20 protein-coding genes are annotated in these 20,041 nt (G+C 66.2%); 13 read left to right on the top strand and 7 right to left on the bottom strand.

Annotated features, from left to right (window positions below; all coding sequences use genetic code 11):
* Genes K8M09_RS11685 through K8M09_RS11675 form a run of 3 tightly spaced genes read right to left on the bottom strand, consistent with a single transcriptional unit; the run spans position 1 to position 4,749 of the window.
* A complete protein-coding gene (locus tag K8M09_RS11685; RefSeq protein WP_160786849.1) occupies positions 1-2,805 on the bottom strand; it encodes a DUF4159 domain-containing protein in 2,805 nt (934 codons plus the stop codon).
* Entirely contained in the window at positions 2,802-3,722 is a 921-nt protein-coding gene (locus tag K8M09_RS11680; RefSeq protein WP_160786850.1) for a DUF58 domain-containing protein, read from the bottom strand. Before K8M09_RS11680 ends, K8M09_RS11685 begins: the two co-directional genes overlap by 4 nt.
* Before the next feature lie 13 nt (positions 3,723-3,735).
* Entirely contained in the window at positions 3,736-4,749 is a 1,014-nt protein-coding gene (locus tag K8M09_RS11675) for an AAA family ATPase (protein ID WP_160786851.1), read from the bottom strand.
* Between the two features lie 173 nt (positions 4,750-4,922).
* On the opposite strand from K8M09_RS11675, the gene K8M09_RS11670 reads away from it, so the two are divergent.
* Genes K8M09_RS11670 through K8M09_RS11660 form a run of 3 tightly spaced genes read left to right on the top strand, consistent with a single transcriptional unit; the run spans position 4,923 to position 7,425 of the window.
* A complete protein-coding gene (locus K8M09_RS11670; protein WP_160786852.1) occupies positions 4,923-5,540 on the top strand; it encodes a DUF1285 domain-containing protein in 618 nt (205 codons plus the stop codon).
* Entirely contained in the window at positions 5,537-6,169 is a 633-nt protein-coding gene (locus tag K8M09_RS11665) for a CoA pyrophosphatase (RefSeq protein ID WP_160786853.1), read from the top strand. Before K8M09_RS11670 ends, K8M09_RS11665 begins: the two co-directional genes overlap by 4 nt.
* Positions 6,166-7,425: a CCA tRNA nucleotidyltransferase gene (locus tag K8M09_RS11660; protein ID WP_160786854.1), complete on the top strand. Its 1,260-nt coding sequence runs from the start codon at positions 6,166-6,168 to the stop codon at positions 7,423-7,425. The genes K8M09_RS11665 and K8M09_RS11660 overlap by 4 nt, the downstream gene beginning before the upstream one ends.
* A gap of 10 nt (positions 7,426-7,435) precedes the next feature.
* Here K8M09_RS11660 and K8M09_RS11655 read toward each other — a convergent pair whose 3' ends face one another.
* From K8M09_RS11655 to hemF, 3 genes are all read right to left on the bottom strand, one after another.
* Positions 7,436-7,627, bottom strand: a complete 192-nt coding sequence (locus tag K8M09_RS11655; protein WP_160786855.1) for a DUF1059 domain-containing protein — start codon at positions 7,625-7,627, stop codon at positions 7,436-7,438.
* 148 nt (positions 7,628-7,775) lie between these two features.
* Entirely contained in the window at positions 7,776-8,006 is a 231-nt protein-coding gene (locus K8M09_RS11650) for a hypothetical protein (RefSeq protein ID WP_160786856.1), read from the bottom strand.
* Between the two features lie 86 nt (positions 8,007-8,092).
* Positions 8,093-9,004 (bottom strand): oxygen-dependent coproporphyrinogen oxidase, encoded by a 912-nt coding sequence (gene hemF, locus K8M09_RS11645; protein WP_160786857.1) that lies wholly within the window; start codon positions 9,002-9,004, stop codon positions 8,093-8,095.
* A 176-nt stretch (positions 9,005-9,180) separates the two neighbouring features.
* Here hemF and K8M09_RS11640 point away from each other — a divergent pair, with 176 nt between their 5' ends.
* Both K8M09_RS11640 and K8M09_RS11635 read left to right on the top strand, forming a co-directional pair.
* Positions 9,181-9,438, top strand: coding sequence for a hypothetical protein (locus K8M09_RS11640; RefSeq protein ID WP_160786858.1), 258 nt, complete (start codon positions 9,181-9,183; stop codon positions 9,436-9,438).
* Positions 9,439-9,561: 123 nt separating this feature from the next.
* Positions 9,562-10,842, top strand: coding sequence for a hemolysin family protein (locus K8M09_RS11635; protein WP_160786859.1), 1,281 nt, complete (start codon positions 9,562-9,564; stop codon positions 10,840-10,842).
* A gap of 148 nt (positions 10,843-10,990) precedes the next feature.
* Here the strand turns inward: K8M09_RS11635 and K8M09_RS11630 are convergent, their stop codons facing one another.
* A complete protein-coding gene (locus K8M09_RS11630; RefSeq protein WP_160786860.1) occupies positions 10,991-11,452 on the bottom strand; it encodes a tRNA (cytidine(34)-2'-O)-methyltransferase in 462 nt (153 codons plus the stop codon).
* Between the two features lie 409 nt (positions 11,453-11,861).
* On the opposite strand from K8M09_RS11630, the gene K8M09_RS11625 reads away from it, so the two are divergent.
* The 8 genes from K8M09_RS11625 (at position 11,862) to K8M09_RS11590 (ending at position 20,015) form a co-directional block, all read left to right on the top strand.
* Positions 11,862-13,718: an ABC transporter ATP-binding protein gene (locus K8M09_RS11625; protein WP_160786861.1), complete on the top strand. Its 1,857-nt coding sequence runs from the start codon at positions 11,862-11,864 to the stop codon at positions 13,716-13,718.
* Between the two features lie 104 nt (positions 13,719-13,822).
* Entirely contained in the window at positions 13,823-14,095 is a 273-nt protein-coding gene (locus tag K8M09_RS11620; protein WP_160786862.1) for a type II toxin-antitoxin system ParD family antitoxin, read from the top strand.
* A complete protein-coding gene (locus tag K8M09_RS11615; RefSeq protein WP_160786863.1) occupies positions 14,092-14,403 on the top strand; it encodes a type II toxin-antitoxin system RelE/ParE family toxin in 312 nt (103 codons plus the stop codon). Before K8M09_RS11620 ends, K8M09_RS11615 begins: the two co-directional genes overlap by 4 nt.
* Positions 14,404-14,466: 63 nt before the next feature.
* Positions 14,467-16,335, top strand: coding sequence for an ABC transporter ATP-binding protein (locus K8M09_RS11610; protein ID WP_160786864.1), 1,869 nt, complete (start codon positions 14,467-14,469; stop codon positions 16,333-16,335).
* A 263-nt stretch (positions 16,336-16,598) separates the two neighbouring features.
* Complete coding sequence (petA, locus tag K8M09_RS11605; RefSeq protein ID WP_160786865.1) at positions 16,599-17,177, top strand: ubiquinol-cytochrome c reductase iron-sulfur subunit; 579 nt, start codon at positions 16,599-16,601, stop codon at positions 17,175-17,177.
* 14 nt (positions 17,178-17,191) lie between these two features.
* A complete protein-coding gene (locus K8M09_RS11600) occupies positions 17,192-18,460 on the top strand; it encodes a cytochrome b (RefSeq protein WP_160786866.1) in 1,269 nt (422 codons plus the stop codon).
* A gap of 26 nt (positions 18,461-18,486) precedes the next feature.
* Positions 18,487-19,365: a cytochrome c1 gene (locus tag K8M09_RS11595; RefSeq protein ID WP_160786867.1), complete on the top strand. Its 879-nt coding sequence runs from the start codon at positions 18,487-18,489 to the stop codon at positions 19,363-19,365.
* 107 nt (positions 19,366-19,472) lie between these two features.
* Positions 19,473-20,015 carry an adenine phosphoribosyltransferase gene (locus tag K8M09_RS11590; protein ID WP_160786868.1) on the top strand — a complete coding sequence of 181 codons (543 nt, stop codon included), beginning with the start codon at positions 19,473-19,475 and terminating at the stop codon, positions 20,013-20,015.
* Positions 20,016-20,041: the final 26 nt, after the last annotated feature.

Here is a 20,041-nt window from a genome sequence, read left to right as displayed (position 1 = left end):
TCACTGCCCCAGCCGTTCGAGGAGGGCGGGCACGTGGACCTGGTCCGCCTTGTAGTTGCCGGTGAGCATGTACATCATGATGTTGACGCCGGCGCGGAAGGCGTGCTCGCGCTGCACCTCGTCCGGCGGCACGGTCGGCAGCAGCGGCATGCCGTTGGCGTCGATCGCCCAGGCCCCGGCGAAATCGTTGCCGGTGATCATGATCGGCGACACGCCGTCGCCCGCGCGGGCCGGGCGCGAAGGGTCTTCCTTGCGGTCCAGCTCGGCCTCGACCCAGAGCGGGCCACCGGCATAACGGCCGGGGAAATTGGCGAGCAGGTAGAAGGCCTTGGTCAGGACATGGTCGGCGGGCACCGGCTCCAGCGGCGGAATGTCGAGGCTGGCGAGGATCGCCTGAAGCCGCTCCGTGTTGGGGCTTGCCGCACTGCCGTCGAGCGAGACGAACTGGTCGCGCGTGTCGAACAGCACCGTGCCGCCGCTGCGCATATAGGCGTCGATCCGGCTGATCGCGGCGGCCGAGGGCATTTCGGCGCTGGCGCTCACCGGCCAGTAGAGGATCGGGTAGAGCGCCAGCTCGTCCCGGGCGATATCGACGCCGACCGGCTCGCCCGGTTCCAGCGTCGTGCGGTAGGTGAGGAATTCCGTGAGGCCGGCAAGGCCGCGTTCGGAAATGCGGTCCACCTCGCTCTCGCCGGTGATGACATAGGCGAGATGCGTGGTGTCGAGCCGCGACAGGATCGCCTCGTCGCCGGGCCGGGAATCGTCCGCCCGGCTTTCGGACGGCACTACGGCCAGCATTCCGGCGGCCAGCAGCAGGGCGAGGGCGGCGGCCGCGCCGCGCTTCGGCGTGCGGCGCATGGCGAAGGCCCCGCCCATCAGGAGCACGATGGCGCAATCGGCAAGCAGCAGCAGGGCGGCGAGGGTGAGGAGGTGCGGTTTCAGCGACCAGGTCTCCTTACCGGCCAGCGGCTCGCGCCGGATGGATGCGCCGTCCGGCAGGGCGAGCGGGGCGATCGCGTATCCGGCCGGGAAGAGGTTGTGGGCGACATAGCCGTCCGCGGTGCCGTAGAGGCCGGGCGGGTTGTCGAAGCTGGCGGCGGTCCGTCCGGCGTCGCCGGCGGCGAGCGGCTTCGCCTCGCCGGTGGCGGCGGCAAGCGTGCCGCTTGCGGTCATCAGGCGGTATGGCGGCAGGCCCTGCGCCTGCTGGCCGCTGCCGCCCGTTGCGACGCCGCCGCGCGAAAGCTGCACGGTGCGGCGGAGCATTTCCACGAAATCGCCGGAGAGCGGCAGGTTGGACCAGCCGGTTTCCGCGCTGACATGGAAGAGCACGATGCGGCCGGCGCCGAGCGGGCCGGTCGTGACCAGCGGCGTGCCGTCGGCAAGGCTTGCCCAGGTGCGTTCGGCAAGGTCCGGTGTCGGCTCGGCCAGCACCTGGCGCTTGACGAGGATATTTTCCGGCGCGCGCATGCCGAAGAAGGGGCTGCCTGCCGGATAGGCGGCAAGCGGTTGCGGCTCGGACCAGGAGAGCGCGCCGCCGAGCGCGCGTTCGCCCTTGCGCAGCATGACGGGAACCAGCGGATCGTCGGCGGGCGCGGCGGCAAGGCGCGGGCCGGCGAAGCGGATCAGCATGCCGCCGGCCTCGATCCAGCGCTTCACCTCGTCCTGCACGCCTTCCGGCAGGCGGCCGATATCGGCCATGATCAGCACGGAGGGCTTTTGCTCCAGCAGTTCGGGAATGGCCGAGGAAAGGTCGGCCACGCTCGGCTGGATGAGGTCGGCATAGGGCGCGAGCGCGCGGTTGATGTAGTGCAGCGGCGAAAGCAGCGGCTGGCTGGCATCCAGCACCTCGCCGGAAAGGAAGGCGACGCGGCGGCGGCGGAAGGAATTGTCCAGCAGATAGGTGCCGCCGGCATTGGCGAGCCCGTCGATGGTGAGGCGGGAGAAGTCGTTGCGCAGTTCGAAGGGGGCGGCGATCGTGCCGGTCGTCGTGGTCGCGCCGGCGGCGAAATCGGCGGTGCCGGTGGCGATGGGGCGGCCGCGGCTGTCATGCGCGGTCAGCGGCAGGCTGCGCGCCGGGCCGCCGACGAGCCGGGTCAGGCTGACGGAAAGGGCGTCCGCGCCATTGGTCGCGGCGGTGACGGCGACGGCGGGCGCGCCATCGCCGGCGATCAGGCGAAACTCGGCGGGCGAGAGGGCCTTGAGGGCGGCGACCGTGTCGTCGGTCCCGCTGCCCGCCATGCCGTCGGTGATGAAGGCGAGGGTGCCGGGCGTCGTGCCGTCGAGCGCTGTGCGCAGCGCCGCGACAGCCCCGCCGCGCTCGGCCGGCAGCGGGCGCGGCCCGGCGGCGGCGAGACGGTTGCGGGCGGTCACGGCGTCGACCGGAACGGCGTCGTGCGCGCGGTCGGCGGTCAGCACCAGCGAGACCGGCACGTCACGGCTCTCCGCATCGTCGATCAGCGCGGAGGCGGTCTCGGCGCGCCGCTTCCAGTCGGTGGCGGCGGCCCAGCTATTGTCCACGACTAGGACGAGCGGGCCGCTGGTCGCAAGCGTGTTGGTGCGCGGGTTGAAGACCGGATCGGCGATGGCGAGGATGACGGCGGCGGCCATCAGCATGCGCAGCAGCGTCAGCCACCAGGGGCTTTGCGCGGGCGTTTCCTCGCGCTTGAGGATGGAGGCGAGGATGGCGAAGGGCGGGAAGACCTCGCTGGCGGGCTTGGGCGGCGTCAGCCGCAGCAGCCACCAGATGACGGGCAGGAGGACCAGTGCGGCGAGCACGGCGGGAAAGGCGAAGGCGAACGCGCTCATCGGCCGATCCCTTCCGCCCGCATCGCCGGCATGCCGGAAAGATAGGCGTGCATGGCCACCAGCGCCTCGGAGGCGAGGCGGTCCGTGCGGTGGGAAACGAAGCTCCAGCCGAGATGGCGCAGGTTATCGGCAAGGGTCTCGCGCCGCGCGGCATAGGCGCGGGCGTAGTCGTCCTTCAGCGTTTCGGCGCGGCCGGCCGTCAGCTTCTCGCCGCTCTCGGGGTCGGTGAATTCGGTGCGGCCGGTAAAGGGGAAAAGCTCCTCCGCCGGGTCGGCGATCTCGACGACATGGCCGCGCAGGCCGCGGCGGGCGAGGGGGCCGAGGCGGTCCATCACATCGGCGATGGGATCGAGGAAATCGCCGATCAGCACGATATCGCTGCTGCCGCGGATCATGGCGGTGTCCGGCAGGCCGCCGGTCGCGGGCGCGTGCATCAGGGCGGTCGCGAGGCGCTCGGCGGTGTTGCGCGCGGCGATCGGCTCCATGATGCCGGGGCAGCCGATGCGCTCGCCGGAGCGGGCGAGGATTTCGGCGAGCGCCAGCATGAGCACGAGCGCGCGGCTTTCCTTCGAGACGGAGCCGAAGCTGGACTTGTACATCATCGACGGGGAAAGGTCGGCCCAGATCCAGACGGTATGGGCGGCCTCCCATTCGCGGTCGCGCACATAGGTATGGTCGTCGCGGGCCGAGCGCCGCCAGTCGATGCGCGACAGGCTCTCGCCGTCGACATAGGGGCGGAACTGCCAGAAATTCTCGCCGATGCCGCGCTTGCGGCGACCGTGCCAGCCGGCGATCACCGTATTGGCGAGGCGTCGAGCCTCCACCATGCAATCGGGAATGAGGGCGGCGCGGGCCTGCGCCCGCGAGAGAATCTCGCGGGTCGGGGTCGGTTGGACGATCTGGCCGACGGATGCCATGCTTCTATCCCGTTCAGCCGCCCGCCTGCCGGACGAGGCCTGCGATGACGTCGCGCACCGACATGCCCTCGGCGCGCGCGCCGAAGGTCAGCGCCATGCGGTGCTGGAGAATGGGTTCGGCCAGCGCCAGCACGTCGTCCACGGAGGGCGCGAGGCGGCCGTCGTAGAGCGCGCGGGCGCGGGCGCAGAGCATCATCGCCTGCCCGGCGCGCGGACCGGGACCCCAGGCGACATGCTTGTCGGTGGCGGCGTTGCCGTTGCCGGGGCGGGCGGCGCGCACCAGCGACAGGATCGCGTCCAGCACCTTCTCGCTGACGGGCATCTGGCGGATAAGGGCCTGGATCTCGATCAGGCGCTCGGCGGAAAGGACGGCGTCGGCCCGCGCTTCGTTGAGGCCGGTGGTTTCCAGGAGGATCTGCCGTTCGGCGGCAAGCTCGGGATAATGCACGTCGACCTGCAGCAGGAAGCGGTCGAGCTGGGCTTCCGGCAGCGGATAGGTGCCTTCCTGCTCCAGCGGGTTCTGCGTCGCCAGCACATGGAAGGGCTTCGGCAGGTCGTTGCGCGCGCCGGCGATCGTCACGTGATATTCCTGCATGGCCTGCAGCAGGGCGGACTGGGTGCGCGGCGAGGCGCGGTTGATCTCGTCGGCCATGAGGAGCTGGGTGAAGATCGGGCCGGGCACGAAGCGGAAGGAGCGCTTGCCGTTCTCGTCCTGATCCATCACTTCCGAGCCGAGGATATCGGAGGGCATGAGGTCGGGCGTGAACTGGATGCGGCTTGCCGAAAGGCCGAGCACGGTGCCGAGCGTGGCGACCAGCCGGGTCTTGGCAAGGCCGGGCACGCCCACCAGCAACGCATGGCCGCCGGAGAGCACGGCGAGCAGGGTCTGCTCGATCACACTTTCCTGACCGAAGATGACCTTGGCGACTTCCTGGCGGATGCGGGCGATATCGGACAGCGCGCGTTCGGCGGCCGCGATCACCGCCTTTTCGTCGAGGCCCGCATCGGGGGAATTCAGAACGCCCATGGTCGTCTCCAGTCCGTTTGAAGCGGCCGGCGAATCGTGGCCCCGCCGCGTTCGCCCGCTCTATGGAAAGCTTATTAGCGCAGCCGTGGCTGACAAGCGGCCACGAAATGACTATCTCGTGTCTGTATCCACCTTTTCCTCTCGCGGAGATAGGGGTGAACCGGGACGGAACAATGGCAACGGGTGAAATTCGCGAAAGCACGGACGCTGCGGGACTGGCCGCCCTGATCTCGCGCGCAGGCGCCGAGACCGGCGGGCGTGGCCTGCCGCCCGTCGAGCGCTGGAATCCGCCGTTCTGCGGCGATATCGACATGGAAATCCGCGCCGACGGCACGTGGTTCTATATGGGAACGCCCATCGGCCGCGCGCCGCTGGTGCGGCTGTTCTCCACGGTCCTGCGCAGGGACGAGGATGGGAAGACCTATCTGGTGACGCCGGTCGAGAAGGTCGGCATCCGCGTCGTCGATGCGCCTTTCCTTGCGGTGGAGATGAATGTGAGCGGAGAGGGCGCGGCGCAGGTGCTGACCTTCCGCACCAATGTCGGCGATGTGGTGGGGGCGGGGCCGGAGCATCCGCTGCGCTTCGTCATCGCGGGGGGGAACAGCGAGCTGAAGCCCTATCTCCTCGTGCGCGGCCGGCTGGAGGCGCTGGTCTCGCGGGCGGTGATGTACGATCTGGTGGCGCTGGGCGAGACCGTCGACATCGATGGCGTGCCGATGTTCGCGGTGCGCTCCGGCGGAATGGTCTTCCCGGTCATGCCGGCGGCCGAACTGGATGCCTTGTCCCGATGAGCCTTGCGCCCTACAGCGCCGCCGAATTCCGCCGCCGGGCCGTCGCGCAGACCCTGACGCTCGGCGAGGAGAGCTGGCGCGAACACGGCGACAGCCTGCTCAATCCCGGCGTCATTCCCCATCTTGAGGACATGAAGCTGCGCGATGCGGCCGTGCTGGTTCCCGTCGTCGACGATGGCGTGGAGGCGCGCGTCATCTTCACCCAGCGCACGGCGACCATGCGCAAGCATTCCGGCCAGGTCGCCTTTCCGGGCGGGGCGGTGGATGCGGAGGATGGCGACGCCGAGACGGCGGCGATGCGCGAGGCGGAGGAGGAAATCAGCCTCGACCGCCGCTTCGTCGAACCTGTCGGCCGGCTGCCGCAATACAAGGCGCTGTCGGGCTTCTCGATCACGCCGGTGCTGGCGGTGGTGCAGCCGGGTTTCGAACTGGTTCCCAATCCGGCCGAGGTGGAGAAGGTCTTCGACGTGCCGCTCTCCTTCCTCATGGACCCGCGCAACCACGAACGGGGCAGCGGCGTCTGGCTCGGCGACGAGCGGCATTATTATCGCATGCCCTATGAGGGGCATAACATCTGGGGCATCACCGCCGGCATCGTGCGGGTGATCTATGAAAGGCTCTATGCATGACGTCTGTCTCCGGCGAGACATGGTTTTCCGATCCGGCGCTGATGCGCGTGCTGGCGCTGCTCAACGGCGACGGCGGCGAGGCGCGCGTGGCCGGCGGGGCCGTGCGCAACAGCCTGATGGGCCTGCCGGTGGCCGATGTGGATATCGCCACAACCCTGCGGCCACAGGCCGTGGTGGAGCGGGCGAAGGCGGCGGGCATCAAGGCGGTGCCGACGGGCATCGAACACGGTACGGTGACGCTCGTCATCGACGGCGTGCCCTTCGAGGTGACCACGCTGCGCCGGGATGTCGCGACGGACGGGCGGCACGCGGAAGTCGCCTTCGGCACCGACTGGCAGGCCGATGCCGAGCGGCGCGACCTCACCATCAATGCGCTCTACGCCACGCAGGACGGGGCGGTGATCGACCTCGTGAACGGCCTGCCGGATATCGAAAGCCGCACGGTGCGCTTCATCGGCGACGCCGCGACGCGCATCGCGGAGGATCACCTGCGCATCCTGCGTTTCTTCCGTTTCTTCGCGCTCTATGGCAGCGGCCGGCCGGATGCGGAGGGGCTGAAGGCCTGCGCGCGGGCGAAGGAGAGCCTTGCAAGGCTGTCGGCCGAGCGGGTCTGGTCCGAGACGAAGAAGCTGCTCGGCGCGCCCGATCCGGGCCGCGCGCTGCTGTGGATGCGGCAGGCGGGCGTTCTCACGGAAATCCTGCCCGAGACGGAAAAGTGGGGCATCGACGCCATTCCCGGCCTGATCGAGGCGGAAAAGGCCTTCGGCTGGACGCCGGACGCGCTGCTGCGCCTTGCCGCCATGGTGCCCGCCGACCGGGAGCGGCTGAAGCGGCTCGCCGAGCGCCTGCGTCTTTCCAAAGCGGAAGCCGCCATGCTCGATTACTGGGCATCCGCGCCGGAGATTGCGCCGAAGCTTGCCGAAACCGCCTTCGACCGGCTGCTGTACCGAAACGGGCCGCAAGGGCTGGTGATGCGCCTCAGGCTGGCGCTTGCCGCCGCGCGGGCGCGCGGGCCGGGCGATCCCGCGGCGCTGGTCTGCGCCGGCCTCTGCCAGCGGCTTCTGGCGCGCGCCGGCAAGTGGCGGAAGCCGTCCTTCCCGCTGACGGGCGCGGATGTGCTGGCCGCCGGTATTCCCGCCGGACCGAAGGTCGGCGCGGCGCTGTCGGCCATCGAGGACGCGTGGGTTGCCGGGAATTTCCATGAGAGCCGGGCAAAGCTGCTTGCCCGGCTGGAGGTTCTTGCAACGGAAGGCTGAGCCGCCGCCGTCAGGCGGCGTCGGCGGCCTTCTCGTTGACGATGCGTTCCTTGATATGCTCGACCATGCTCTCCCGGATCATGGTCTCGCCATGGGCGGTGCGCATGTGCTCCACCGCGCGGCGGACGACTTCGGCGTCGTCATTGGCCCGCGTATGCCAGTCGCATCCGGGGACGAGTGAACCGCATTCAAAAAGTCTCATGACTATCTCCTGTCGTTTCAACGGGACCAGTGTAGCAGATGAGGCCGGAGCGGCCAAACCGCCGGCGGGTTGCTTGCCCCGGGCGGTTGTCTTCACAAACGCGAGGGGCTGACCGGGGTTCCACCCCGGCTCGATATTATCGTCGCCGTCAGGCGACGTGCTCGCCTTTCGCCCAGCAATCGAAACAGGCCGACGATTCCGGCCCGCCGGAAGACGGGACGGTGCGGCGGGAAAGCCGCAGCCGGGCCTCCGCGACGAAATAGTCGTGCGGCAGGTCCATGCCGCTTTCGGCACGGATGGTTTCGGCGAAACGATCGAGAAAATCGGCGGATTGCGGGTCGGGGCCCGGATGCGCTGCATCTTGTACCGCATGGATCATGGCTGCCTCCCTGATGGAATCAGACAGGGGCATGATACCACGAAGGCCGCTCAAGCCGTAATCACAAGCCCGCTAATGGCGCGCCGTCAGGGCCAGCGCACCACCGGCGGCAGGGAGGAGAGGATGGAGTCGACATTTCCGCCCGTCTTCAGGCCGAAGATCGTGCCGCGGTCGTAGAGCAGGTTGAACTCGACATAGCGGCCTCGGCGCACGAGCTGTTCGTCGCGGTCCTCCTCCGTCCAGCCCTTGTTGAAGTTGGAGCGCACGATCTTGGGATAGACCATGGCGAAGGCGCGGCCGACATCCTGCGTGAAGGCGAAGTCGGCGTCCCAGCCTCCCAGCTCTTCCGGCGAGTGCAGCCAGTCGTAGAAGATACCGCCGGTGCCGCGCGGCTCGTTCCGGTGCTTGAGGAAGAAGTATTCGTCGCACCAGTCCTTGAATTTCGCGTGGTCGGCGACCGGATGGCGGTTGCAGGTGATTTCCATCGCCTTGTGGAAGAGGGCGGTGTCCGGGTCGCTCATCACGCGGCGTCGGTCGAGCACCGGCGTCAGGTCCGCGCCGCCGCCGAACCAGCGGCTGGTGGTGACGACCATGCGCGTGTTCATATGCACGGCGGGCACGTTGGGGTTCACCGGATGGGCGATCAGCGAGATGCCGGAAGCCCAGAAGCGCGGGTCCTCGCTGGCGCCGGGAATCTGGCCGCGGAATTCCGGCGAGAATTCGCCGTAGACCGTCGACGTGTGCACGCCGACCTTCTCGAAGACGCGGCCTTCCATCATCGACATGCGCCCGCCGCCGCCTTCGCCGTCCTCGCGCAGCCAGTCTTTGGCGACGAAACGGCCGGGCGGCAGGTCGGAGAGCGGACCTTCCAGCTCGTCCTCGAGGGCTTCGAAGCTTGCGCAGATCGCGCTCCGCAACTGCTCGAACCAGGCGCGGGCCATGGCCTTCTTGTCTTCGATATCCTCGGGCAAGCCTTTCGGCAGGTCTGGTCGTTCCATGGTTCACTATCCCGCTGGCGGCGGATGCCGTCGAATCGCATTTTCGCCACAGTCCCCAACTTTGCGCCGTTTTGCAACCGTGCGGGGCGTTTGCGGCCGGGGCGAGGGGACTCGCAAAAGCCGCGGGGCCGACTTATGTTCCTTCTGTCGAATGTGCCGCCAGGAGGAACGTCTGCATGGCGCGTGTTCCCGGACCGCCCCCGCTCGAAGGCCTTCGCCGCCGGATCGAGCGCCACCGTCGCGGCAAGCCCGCCGGAGAGGGACATTTCGTGCGCGAGACCTTCTGCCTCGAACGGCAGGCCGCGCGGGAAAAGGCGCGCGAATGGTTCGATCTCTGGCCGAAAGCCGCCTACTGGACCGAGGTGGAAAGCTGGCGGATGCTGGAGGGTGACCGCATCGAATTCACCATGCGCCGGTTGCCGAGCGCCGATTGATGCGACCCTGACGGCAGCGTGATCGGCACGTTCGATTGACGGCGGACGCGCGCGCCCCTATCTTGCGGCCATCGTCATCAACAGAAAGGCGCCGTTGCGGTTCTAAAGCACGGCTCATAGTCCTTGTTCGAACTCGCGATTGCTGTCTTCCTCATTCTCTTGAACGGGGTTTTTGCCCTTTCCGAGCTGTCCATCGTTTCCTCCCGCAAGCCGCGTCTCAAGACCATGGCGGCCCAGGGATCGCGTGGCGCTGCATCTGCGCTGAAGCTTGCGGAAAACCCCGGAAAATTCCTCTCCACCGTCCAGATCGGCATCACGCTCATCGGTATTCTCGCGGGCGCCTTCTCCGGCGCCGCGCTCGGCGGGCGCCTGCGTGACATCCTGCGGGCCGAAGGCGTGCCGGACTGGCTGGCCGATCCGCTCGGCTTCGGCATCGTCATTTCCGTCATCACCTTCCTGTCGGTCGTCGTGGGCGAGCTGGTGCCCAAGCAGATCGCGCTGAAGAACCCGGAACGGTTCGCAACGCTGGTCGCCCCCACCATGTCGCTGCTTTCCAAGGTCGGCGCACCCGCCGTCTGGGTGCTCGACGCCTCGACGCGCCTCATCTTCCGCCTTCTCGGCCAGCACGAGGTTGCCGAAAGCATCGTCACCGACGAGGAGATCAAGACCATCGTCGCCGAGGCCGAGGCCGCCGGCGTCATCGAGGGCGGCGAGAAGCTGATGATCGCCGGCGTCATGCGCTTTTCCGACCGCGAGGCGCGGGGTCTCATGACGCCGCGCAACGACGTGGACTGGATCGACCTCGACGACACGGTGGAGGAAATCCACCAGCAGCTCGTCGAGAGCCCGCATGCCCGCCTGCCGGTCGCCGATGGCGGGCCGGAAACCATCGTCGGCATCGTGCAGAAGCGCGAACTGCTCTCCGCCATGCTGACCGGCCAGCCGCTCGATATCCGCGCCTTCATTCGCCAGGCGCCCATCGTGCCCGACACGATGGATGCGATGCGCGTGCTGGAGACGCTGCGCAATTCGGAAGTGCCGATCCTGCTGATCCACGACGAATACGGCCACTTCGAAGGCGTCATCACGCCCGCCGACGTGCTGGAAGCGATTGCCGGCGTATTCCGCGCCGATATCGAGGAAGGCGACGACGATTACGCGGTGCAGCGCGAGGACGGCTCCTGGCTGATCGCCGGCTCCATGCCCATCGACGAGATGGCCGACCGGCTCGGCCTGTCGCTGCCGGCCCGCCGCAGCTACCAGACGGCCGCCGGCCTCGTCATCGAGTCGCTGCAGAAGCTGCCGAAGACCGGCGAGATCACCGAGACGCAGGGCTGGCGCTTCGAGGTCGTCGACATGGACGGCCGCCGCGTCGACAAGCTGCTGGCGACACGCCTCGGCTAGGACCGACCAACATTCAGTCCATGCCGGCCTGCAAATGGCGCTTTCCCGGGCTTCCGGTGCTCACGTACCGAAAGTACGCTGCGCTCCGGGTCCCGGAAAAGCACCATTTTCGGCTCAGCCTGAACTGAATGTCGGTCGGTCCGAAGTCTTACGCAAAGCCCGTCTGGCGTAGCGCCTCGCCGCAGATCATCGCGGCGGAGAGCGCGACATTGATGGAGCGCTGGCCCTCGACCATGGGAATGAGCACCCGGCCGTCCGCGCGCTCATGCACGCGGTCCGGCACGCCGGCGCTTTCCCGGCCGAGGAGCAGGATGTCGTCCGGCCGATAGGCGAAGTCCGTATAGAGGCCCGCCGCCTTCGTGGAGGCGAGGACCAGCCGGCGGCCGCTCGCCTGCCGCCATTCCTCGAAGCGATCCCAACTGATATGCCGCGTGAGCGTGACAGTGGCGAGGTAGTCCATGCCGGCACGTTTCAGGCTGCGGTCGGAAATGTCGAAGCCGGCCGGCTCGATGATGTCGACGGCAAGGCCGAGGCAGGCCGCGAAACGCAGGATCGTGCCGGTGTTGCCGGCAATGTCGGGCTGGTAGAGGGCGATGCGAAGGTCTGGCATGGCCGTCGCCTAGAGTTTGTCAGGGAAAAGCGGTAGCCGGTTTTCCCGAAGAGACAAACGAAAACAAAAGACTCTGGTCCAGATGTGGCGTCATGGCAACAGAATTGGCCTCAGATGCGAACGTGCGACGAAGTGTCTGGCAAATTGCGCCATTCCGGGGTAACCAAGGTCATCTGCAACGCGAGAAAGGGAGGATCATGATGAATACCACGCATCGGCTACGTCTCCCGGCTGGATTTACGCCTCTTCTCGCCTAGGCACTCCGCCGTCCAGATTCCCAGATTGCCTTCATTTCCAATCGCCGTGTGACGTTTTTCGTCGCCGCGCGGCAAACCTACCGGAACCCATTCCCGACCGCGCCCGTTTTGCGCCGTCCATGCCGGTTCCGTCTTTCATTACGGAGAAAGCCATGTTCGGCTGGTTCGAAAGTCGTTTGAATCCCTATCCCTCGGAAGCGCCCTCGCTGCCGCCGAAGGGCCTGTTCGCCTTCCTGTGGCACTATACGCGCCCTGCCGCGCCGTGGCTGGCCTTGCTCGGCTTCTGCTCCATGGTGCTCGGCATCGCGGAAGTCGTGCTGTTCCAGTTCCTCGGCAATATCGTGGACTGGCTGTCGGCCGGCGATCCCGGCACGTTCCTTGCCCGTGAGGGCGGAACGCTCATCTGGATGGCCCTTCTGCTGCTCGTCGTCATCCCGGTCGTCGGCGCGCTGCACACCATGACCATGCATCAGGCGCTCGCGGGCAATTTCCCGATGATCGCCCGCTGGCAGATGCACCGCTACCTGATCCGCCAGAGCATGGCCTTCTTCTCGAACGAGTTCGCCGGCCGCGTCTCGACCAAGGTGATGCAGACGTCGCTTGCCGTGCGCGAGACGGTGATGAAGATCATCGACGTCTTCATCTATGTGGTGAGCTACTTCGTCTCGATGATCGCGATCATCGCCTCTGCGGAGCTGCGCCTCGTCGTGCCGCTGCTGGTGTGGCTCGTCGTCTATCTGTGCATCCTGCGCTATTTCGTGCCGAAGCTCATGGTGGTCTCGCGCGAGCAGGCGGATGCGCGCTCGATGATGACGGGCCGGATCGTCGACAGCTACACCAATATCGCGACGGTCAAGCTGTTCTCCCATGCCGGCCGCGAGGAAACCTATGCCCGCGAGGGCATGGACGAATTCCTCGTCACCGTACACAAGCAGATGCGTCTCATCACGCGGTTCAACATCGCCATCGATATCAACAACGTCATCGCGATGTTCCTCACGGCGGCCGTCGGCATTCATTTCTGGATGGCGGGCGACGTGAGCGTGGGTGCGGTGGCCGTCGCCATCGGCCTTGCCATGCGTATCAACGGCATGTCGCAGTGGGTGATGTGGGAAGTGACCGCGCTGTTCGAGAATATCGGCACGGTCTTTGACGGCATGGGCATGATGACCAAGCCGCACGACATCAAGGACGAGCCGCAGGCCCCGGCGCTGCCGGCTGCCAGGGGCGCCATCGACTTCGACCGTGTCCGCTTCCACTATGGCAAGAATAAGGGCGTGATCGAGGACCTGTCGCTCAACATCGCCGGCGGCGAGAAGGTTGGCCTCGTCGGCCGTTCCGGCGCCGGCAAGACGACGCTGATGAACGTGCTGCTGCGCTTCTACGATCTGGAGTCCGGCAAGATCACGATCGACGGCAAGGACATCGCGACGGTCACGCAGGACAGCCTGCGTGCGCAGATCGGCGTGGTGACGCAGGATACCTCGCTGCTGCATCGCTCGATCCGCGACAACATCGCCTACGGCAAGCCGGATGCGACCGACGCGCAGATCATCGAGGCGGCCAAGCGGGCCAATGCCTGGGACTTCATCGAAAGCCTCAACGACCAGCAGGGCCGCTCCGGCCTCGATGCCCAGGTCGGCGAGCGTGGGGTGAAGCTTTCCGGCGGCCAGCGCCAGCGCATCGCGATTGCCCGCGTCTTCCTGAAGGACGCGCCGATCCTGGTGCTGGACGAGGCGACCTCGGCGCTCGATTCCGAGGTCGAGGCGGCGATCCAGGAAAACCTCTTCGCCCTCATGGAAGGCAAGACGGTGATCGCGATCGCCCACCGCCTCTCGACGCTGACGGAAATGGACCGCCTCGTGGTGCTCGACAAGGGCCACATCCACGAAATGGGCACCCACGGCGAACTGGTCGCAAAGGGCGGCATCTACGCCGACCTCTGGACCCGCCAGTCCGGCGGCTTCATCGCGGACGACGCGGCCGAGGCGGAAGCGGCGGCGGAATAATGTCAGGGAAAGCGCCCCTGGGAACAGGGGCGCTTTCATAATTGTTCTTATCTGTTGGGATGCGCCGGGAGAGATGCTATCTTGCCGCAAGAAGGAGCGTTCCAATGGCGACGATCACCATTTCCCTGCCCGATACCCTGAAGTCCTTTGTCGAAAGCCAGCTCGAGACGAAGGGCTACGGCAATGTCAGCGAATATTTCCGCAGTCTCCTGCGCGAGGCGCAGGAGAAGGAAAATGAAGCCCGGCTCGAAGCGTTGCTGCTGGAAGGGCTCTCCTCCGGCAAGGGCGATGCGCCGGATGCCGCTTTCTGGGCGGACCTGAAATCGGAGGCGGCGCAGCTCCTCGCCGCTCGGCCGCGCAAAAGCGGGGCGCGTTGAAAACCGTCGTCCTTCCCGCCGCGCGTGCCGACATGCTCAAGCAGGCCGGCTATTTCATCGAGATCGGACAGGACCACCTCGCCGACCGTTTTATCGAGGCCGCACGGCTGGCAATCGACCACGTCTCGCATACGCCGCATGCAGGGTCGCCGCGTCCGATGCGGAGCCGACGGCTTGCCGGCCTGAGAACGTGGCCCATCGACGGATTCGATGAGATGAAGCTCTACTATCTCGTCACGGACACCGAACTTCTCATCGTCCGTGTGCTCCACGGGCGTCGGGATATCGAGCGGATCATCGAGGATTAGTTCGTCCACCCACCTTGCCGATCTTTAATTTGCCCCCCGCGCAAAACCTCCTATATCGAGGACATGATTTTCCGGCCGCTCTTCTCCTTCTTCGAGACCTGGATCCAGCCCTTCGCCCGGCGCGACGACCTGCGGCCGCCGAAGGGGCTTTTCGCCTTCATCTGGTTTTATGTCGGGCAGGCCAAGGCGCCGTTCGCCGCGCTGCTGGTTCTCGGCGGCATCACGGCCGGTATTGAGGCGGCGACGTTCTGGTTCGTCGGGCGGCTGGTCGACATGCTGGCGACCGTGACGCCGGGCGCGGGGTGGAGCGGGCTGCTTGCCGCGCATGGGCCTGAATTGCTGCTGATGCTCGGCCTTATCGGCGTCGTGCGCTTTGCCGTCGCCTTCCTCACGGCGCTGGTCGACCAGCAGGTCATCACGCCCGGCTTCTACAATCTGGTGCGCTGGCAGTCCTATGTGCATGTCGCGCGCCAGTCGCTTTCCTTCTTCCAGAACGATTTTTCCGGCCGCATCGTCACCAAGGTCTGGTCTGCGGGGCAGGCGACGGGCGATGTCATCACCTCCTTCATGGAGAGCGTCTGGTTCGTCACGATCTATACGGCCTCGACGCTCGTTCTGCTCGGCCGGCTCGACTGGCGGCTGGCGGCGGTGCTCGTCGTCTGGCTGGCGATCTTCGCCGTGCTGGCGCGCACCTACGTGCCGCGCATCCGCGAGCAGGCGCGGCTCTCCGCCGAGGCCGGGTCGATGATCAGCGGACGCATGGTCGACGCCTATTCCAACATCCAGACGCTAAAACTCTTCGGCCGCGACGACGCCAACGACCGCTACATGCGCGACGGCTTCGATACTTTCCAGGCGACGATCCTGAATTTCACCCGGCTGCTGACGGCCGTGCGCGCCTCGATGGCGTTCCTCTCCGGCCTGATGATCGCCGGCATGGCGGTGCTTTGCATCCATCTCTGGCTCGGCGGCATCGTCAGTTCCGGCGCGGTGGCCTTCACCATGGCGCTGGTGCTGCGGCTGAACTTCCTGCTCAACCGGCTGATGACGCAGCTCAACGGCATCATGCGCAATATCGGCACGATCCAGAATTCCGCCGACCTCATCTCCCAGCCCATCGGCCTCGTCGACCGGCCGGATGCGAGGGAGCTGAAGGTCGCCCGGCCGGATATCCGTTTCGAGAATGTCCGCTTCCACTACGGCCGCAAGTCCGGTGTCATCGAGGACCTCTCGCTTGCCGTGCGCCCCGGCGAGAAGGTCGGCATCGTCGGGCGCTCCGGCGCGGGTAAGTCGACGCTCGTCAACCTGCTGCTGCGCTTCTACGATCTGGAGGGTGGCCGCATCCTCGTCGCCGGCGAGGATATCGCCGCCGTCACGCAGGAGAGCCTGCGCGCCAATATCGGCATGGTCAGCCAGGATACGGCGCTGCTCCATCGCTCGATCCGCGACAACATCCTCTTCGGCAATCCCGATGCGGGGGAGGCGGAGATGATCGAGGCGGCGCGCAAGGCCGAGGCGCACGAGTTCATCCTGACGCTCGAGGACCAGCGCGGCCGGCGCGGCTACGACGCCCATGTCGGCGAGCGCGGGGTCAAGCTTTCGGGCGGCCAGCGCCAGCGCATCGCCATTGCCCGCGTCATGCTGAAGGACGCGCCGATCCTCGTGCTCGACGAGGCGACGTCGGCGCTCGATTCCGAAGTCGAGGCGGCGATCCAGTCGAACCTCGAGCGCCTGATGCGCGGCAAGACCGTGCTCGCCATCGCCCATCGCCTCTCCACCATCGCCGCGCTCGACCGGCTGATCGTCATGGATCGCGGCCATATCGTGGAGGAGGGGACCCACGCGGAACTGGTCGCGCGGGGTGGTCTCTATGCGGATCTGTGGGCGCGCCAGTCGGGCGGATTCCTCGGCCATGAGGAAGCGGCGCAATAGGGCCGCCGGGCGTCGTTTTTCGCTCGGTTTTTCAGCCGTTAAGGCCCGAATGTTCAAGGCGGCGCATATGCTTTGTCAAGATGCCGGCTTTTTCCCGCGACAATGTGCCCACCTCCCCTTGCCAAGGCTGGACATAATTTGCGATCAAGCATAGAACGCGCCGGATTGACGGGGAATCTATGGCCGTATTGTGTCCGGATCTTGCCGGTTTCCAAAGGGGCGTTGCGGTTTCCGCAGACATTGCGTGAGAGGATGGTTTAGCCGTGAGCGAACACGAGACAACAAGCGAATCCATGGGCGAGCCCACTCGCCGCGATTTCCTTTACCTGGCCACCGGTATGGCGGGCGTCGTGGGCGGCGTAGCGGTCGCATGGCCGTTCATCGACCAGATGCGTCCGGATGCGTCCACGCTGGCGCTCGGCGCCGTCGAAGTCGACGTCTCCAGCCTGACGCCCGGCATGTCGCTGACGGTCAAGTGGCGCGGCAAGCCTGTCTTCATTCGTAACCGCACGGACCAGGAAGTCGCGGAAGCCAAGGCCGTCGCGCTTTCCGACCTCAAGGACCCGGTCGCCCGCAACGCCAATATCGCGGCCGACGCACAGGCCACCGACCTCGACCGTTCGGCCGGGGAGAGCCGGGAGAACTGGATCATCATGGTTGGCGTGTGCACCCATCTCGGCTGCATTCCGCTCGGTCAGGCCGGCGATTTCGGCGGATGGTTCTGTCCCTGCCATGGGTCGCACTATGATACTGCCGGTCGTATCCGCAAGGGTCCGGCTCCGCAGAACCTCGCCGTGCCGACCTTCTCGTTCGAATCCGACACAGTCATCAAGATCGGTTGAGGGGACTACTGATAATGAGTGCTGAACATTCAACCTACCAGCCGACGACTGGCATCGAAAAATGGGTCGACTCGCGCCTGCCTCTGCCGCGCATGGTCCATGACAGCTTCGTTTCCTATCCGGTTCCGCGCAACCTGAACTATGCCTACACCTTCGGCGCCATGCTGTCGGTGATGCTGATCGTCCAGATCCTGACCGGCATCGTGCTCGCCATGCATTACGTGGCCAGCGTCAACGAGGCCTTCGTCTCGGTCGAGAAGATCATGCGCGACGTGAACCACGGCTGGCTGCTGCGCTACATGCACGCCAACGGCGCATCCTTCTTCTTCATTGCGGTGTACCTGCACATCGCCCGCGGCCTCTACTACGGCTCCTACAAGGCGCCGCGCGAAATCCTCTGGATTCTCGGCGTGGTGATCTACCTGCTCATGATGGCCACCGGCTTCATGGGTTACGTTCTGCCCTGGGGCCAGATGTCCTTCTGGGGTGCGACGGTCATCACCGGCTTCTTCTCGGCCTTCCCGTGGGTCGGCGAGTGGATCCAGCAGTTCCTGCTTGGCGGCTTCGCCGTCGACCAGCCCACGCTGAACCGCTTCTTCGCGCTGCACTACCTGCTGCCGTTCATGATCGCCGGCGTCGTCGTCCTGCATATCTGGGCGCTGCACGTCACCGGCCAGACGAACCCGACCGGCGTCGAGGTGAAGTCCAAGACCGACACCGTTCCCTTCACGCCCTATGCGACGCTGAAGGACGCCCTCGGCGTATCGGTCTTCCTGATCGTCTTCGCCTGGTTCGTCTTCTACATGCCGAACTACCTCGGCCACCCGGACAACTACATCCCGGCCGATCCGCTGCGCACCCCGGCCCACATCGTTCCGGAATGGTACTACCTGCCGTTCTACGCGATGCTGCGCGCCATCACCTTCAATGTCGGCCCGATCGACTCGAAGCTCGGCGGCGTTCTGGTGATGTTCGGCTCGATCATCATCCTGTTCTTCCTGCCGTGGCTCGACACCTCCAAGGTTCGTTCCGCCGTCTATCGCCCGTGGTACAAGCTGTTCTTCTGGCTGTTCGTGGCCAATGCCATCATGCTCGGCTGGCTCGGCGCCATGCCCGCTGAAGGCATCTACGTCATCCTCTCGCAGCTCGGCACGCTCTACTACTTTGGCTTCTTCCTCGTCATCATGCCGGTCCTCGGCCTGATCGAAACCCCGAAGCGCATTCCGAATTCGATCACGGAAGCGGTTCTGGAACAGAAGAACGCCAAGGCGGCCAAGGCCTGAGACGAGCGACGAAAGGAACCATGACAATGAAAAAGCTTGTTGCAGGCATTCTGTCGCTCGCACTCGTCGCCGGTCTCGGCGTCTCCTTCGCCACGGCGGAAGAGGCGGCGCCCGCTGCCGGTGCGGAAGCGGAACACGCCACCCCGCATTTCCCCATGAACCACCCGCGCGAGCAGGAATGGTCCTTCGCAGGTCCGTTCGGCAAGTATGACCGCGGCCAGCTCCAGCGCGGCCTGAAGGTCTATACCGAAGTCTGTTCTGCCTGCCATTCGATGAACCTCGTCGCCTTCCGTACGCTGGAAGGCCTCGGTTACTCGGAAGCCCAGGTGAAGGCCTTCGCGGCGAACTACGAAGTGCAGGACGGCCCGAACAGCGACGGTGAGATGTTCACCCGCAAGGCCATCCCGTCCGACCATTTCCCCTCGCCGTTCCCGAACGTGCAGGCAGCGGCCGCCGCCAACAACGGCGCGGCTCCACCGGACTTCTCGCTGATCGCCAAGGCGCGCGGCATCACCCGCGGCTTCCCGCAGTTCGTCTTCGACATCTTCACGCAGTACCAGGAAGGCGGGCCGGACTATATCTACTCGCTGCTGACGGGCTACGACGAAGAGAAGCCGGCGCATCTCGACATCGCCGAGGGCACGCACTTCAACCCGTACTTCGCCGGCGCCGCGGCGCTCGCCATGGCAAAGCCGATCTCCGACGACCAGGTCACCTATGACGATGGCTCGCCGCAGACGGTCGACCAGTACGCCCGCGACGTTTCCGCCTTCCTGATGTGGGCCGCCGAGCCGCACCTGGAAGCGCGCAAGCGCACCGGCTTCATGGTCATGGTCTTCCTGGTGATCTTCACCGGCCTGATCTACCTGACGAAGAAGTCGGTCTACGCGAACAAGGAACACTGAGCGGCTCGCTGCTCTGTCGAAAGGCGGCCTTCGGGCCGCCTTTTTTGTTGTGGGGCCGCGCCTCACCTGCAATAACCGGACGAAGCCCTCCGCAGTCGGGAACCCTCATGTCTACGCTTGAAAACGAACTCGTCGCCGCGATCCGCAGCATTCCGGACTATCCCAAGCCCGGTATCGTCTTCCGCGACATCACCACGCTGCTCGGCAATCCGCGCGCTTTCCGCCGCGCGGTGGACGAACTGGTGCATCCCTATGCGGGCATCGGCATCGCCAAGGTCGCCGGCATTGAGGCGCGCGGCTTCATCCTCGGCGGCGCCATGGCGCACCAGCTTTCGACCGGCTTCGTGCCGATCCGCAAGAAGGGCAAGCTGCCGCACGAGACCGTGCGTATCGCCTACAGCCTGGAATACGGCGTGGACGAGATGGAGATGCACAAGGACGCCATCAAGCCGGGTGAAAAGGTGATCCTCGTCGACGACCTGATCGCGACGGGCGGCACGGCGGAGGCGGCCGTCAAGCTGCTGCAGCAGATGGGCGCGGATATCGTCGCGGCCTGCTTCATCATCGACCTGCCGGGCATCGGCGGTCGCAAGAAGCTGGAAGCGCTCGGCGTGGAAGTGCGAACGCTGGTTGCCTTCGACGGGGATTGAGGTGCGCTGGAGGGCGTGGCTACGCC

Origin of the sequence: Shinella zoogloeoides, assembly GCF_020883495.1 — a bacterium.
In the GTDB taxonomy this organism is placed as follows: Bacteria; Pseudomonadota; Alphaproteobacteria; order Rhizobiales; family Rhizobiaceae; genus Shinella; species Shinella zoogloeoides.
The sequence above is the reverse complement of the archived record's forward strand: the minus strand, read 5'-3'. Positions and strand labels throughout refer to the sequence as shown.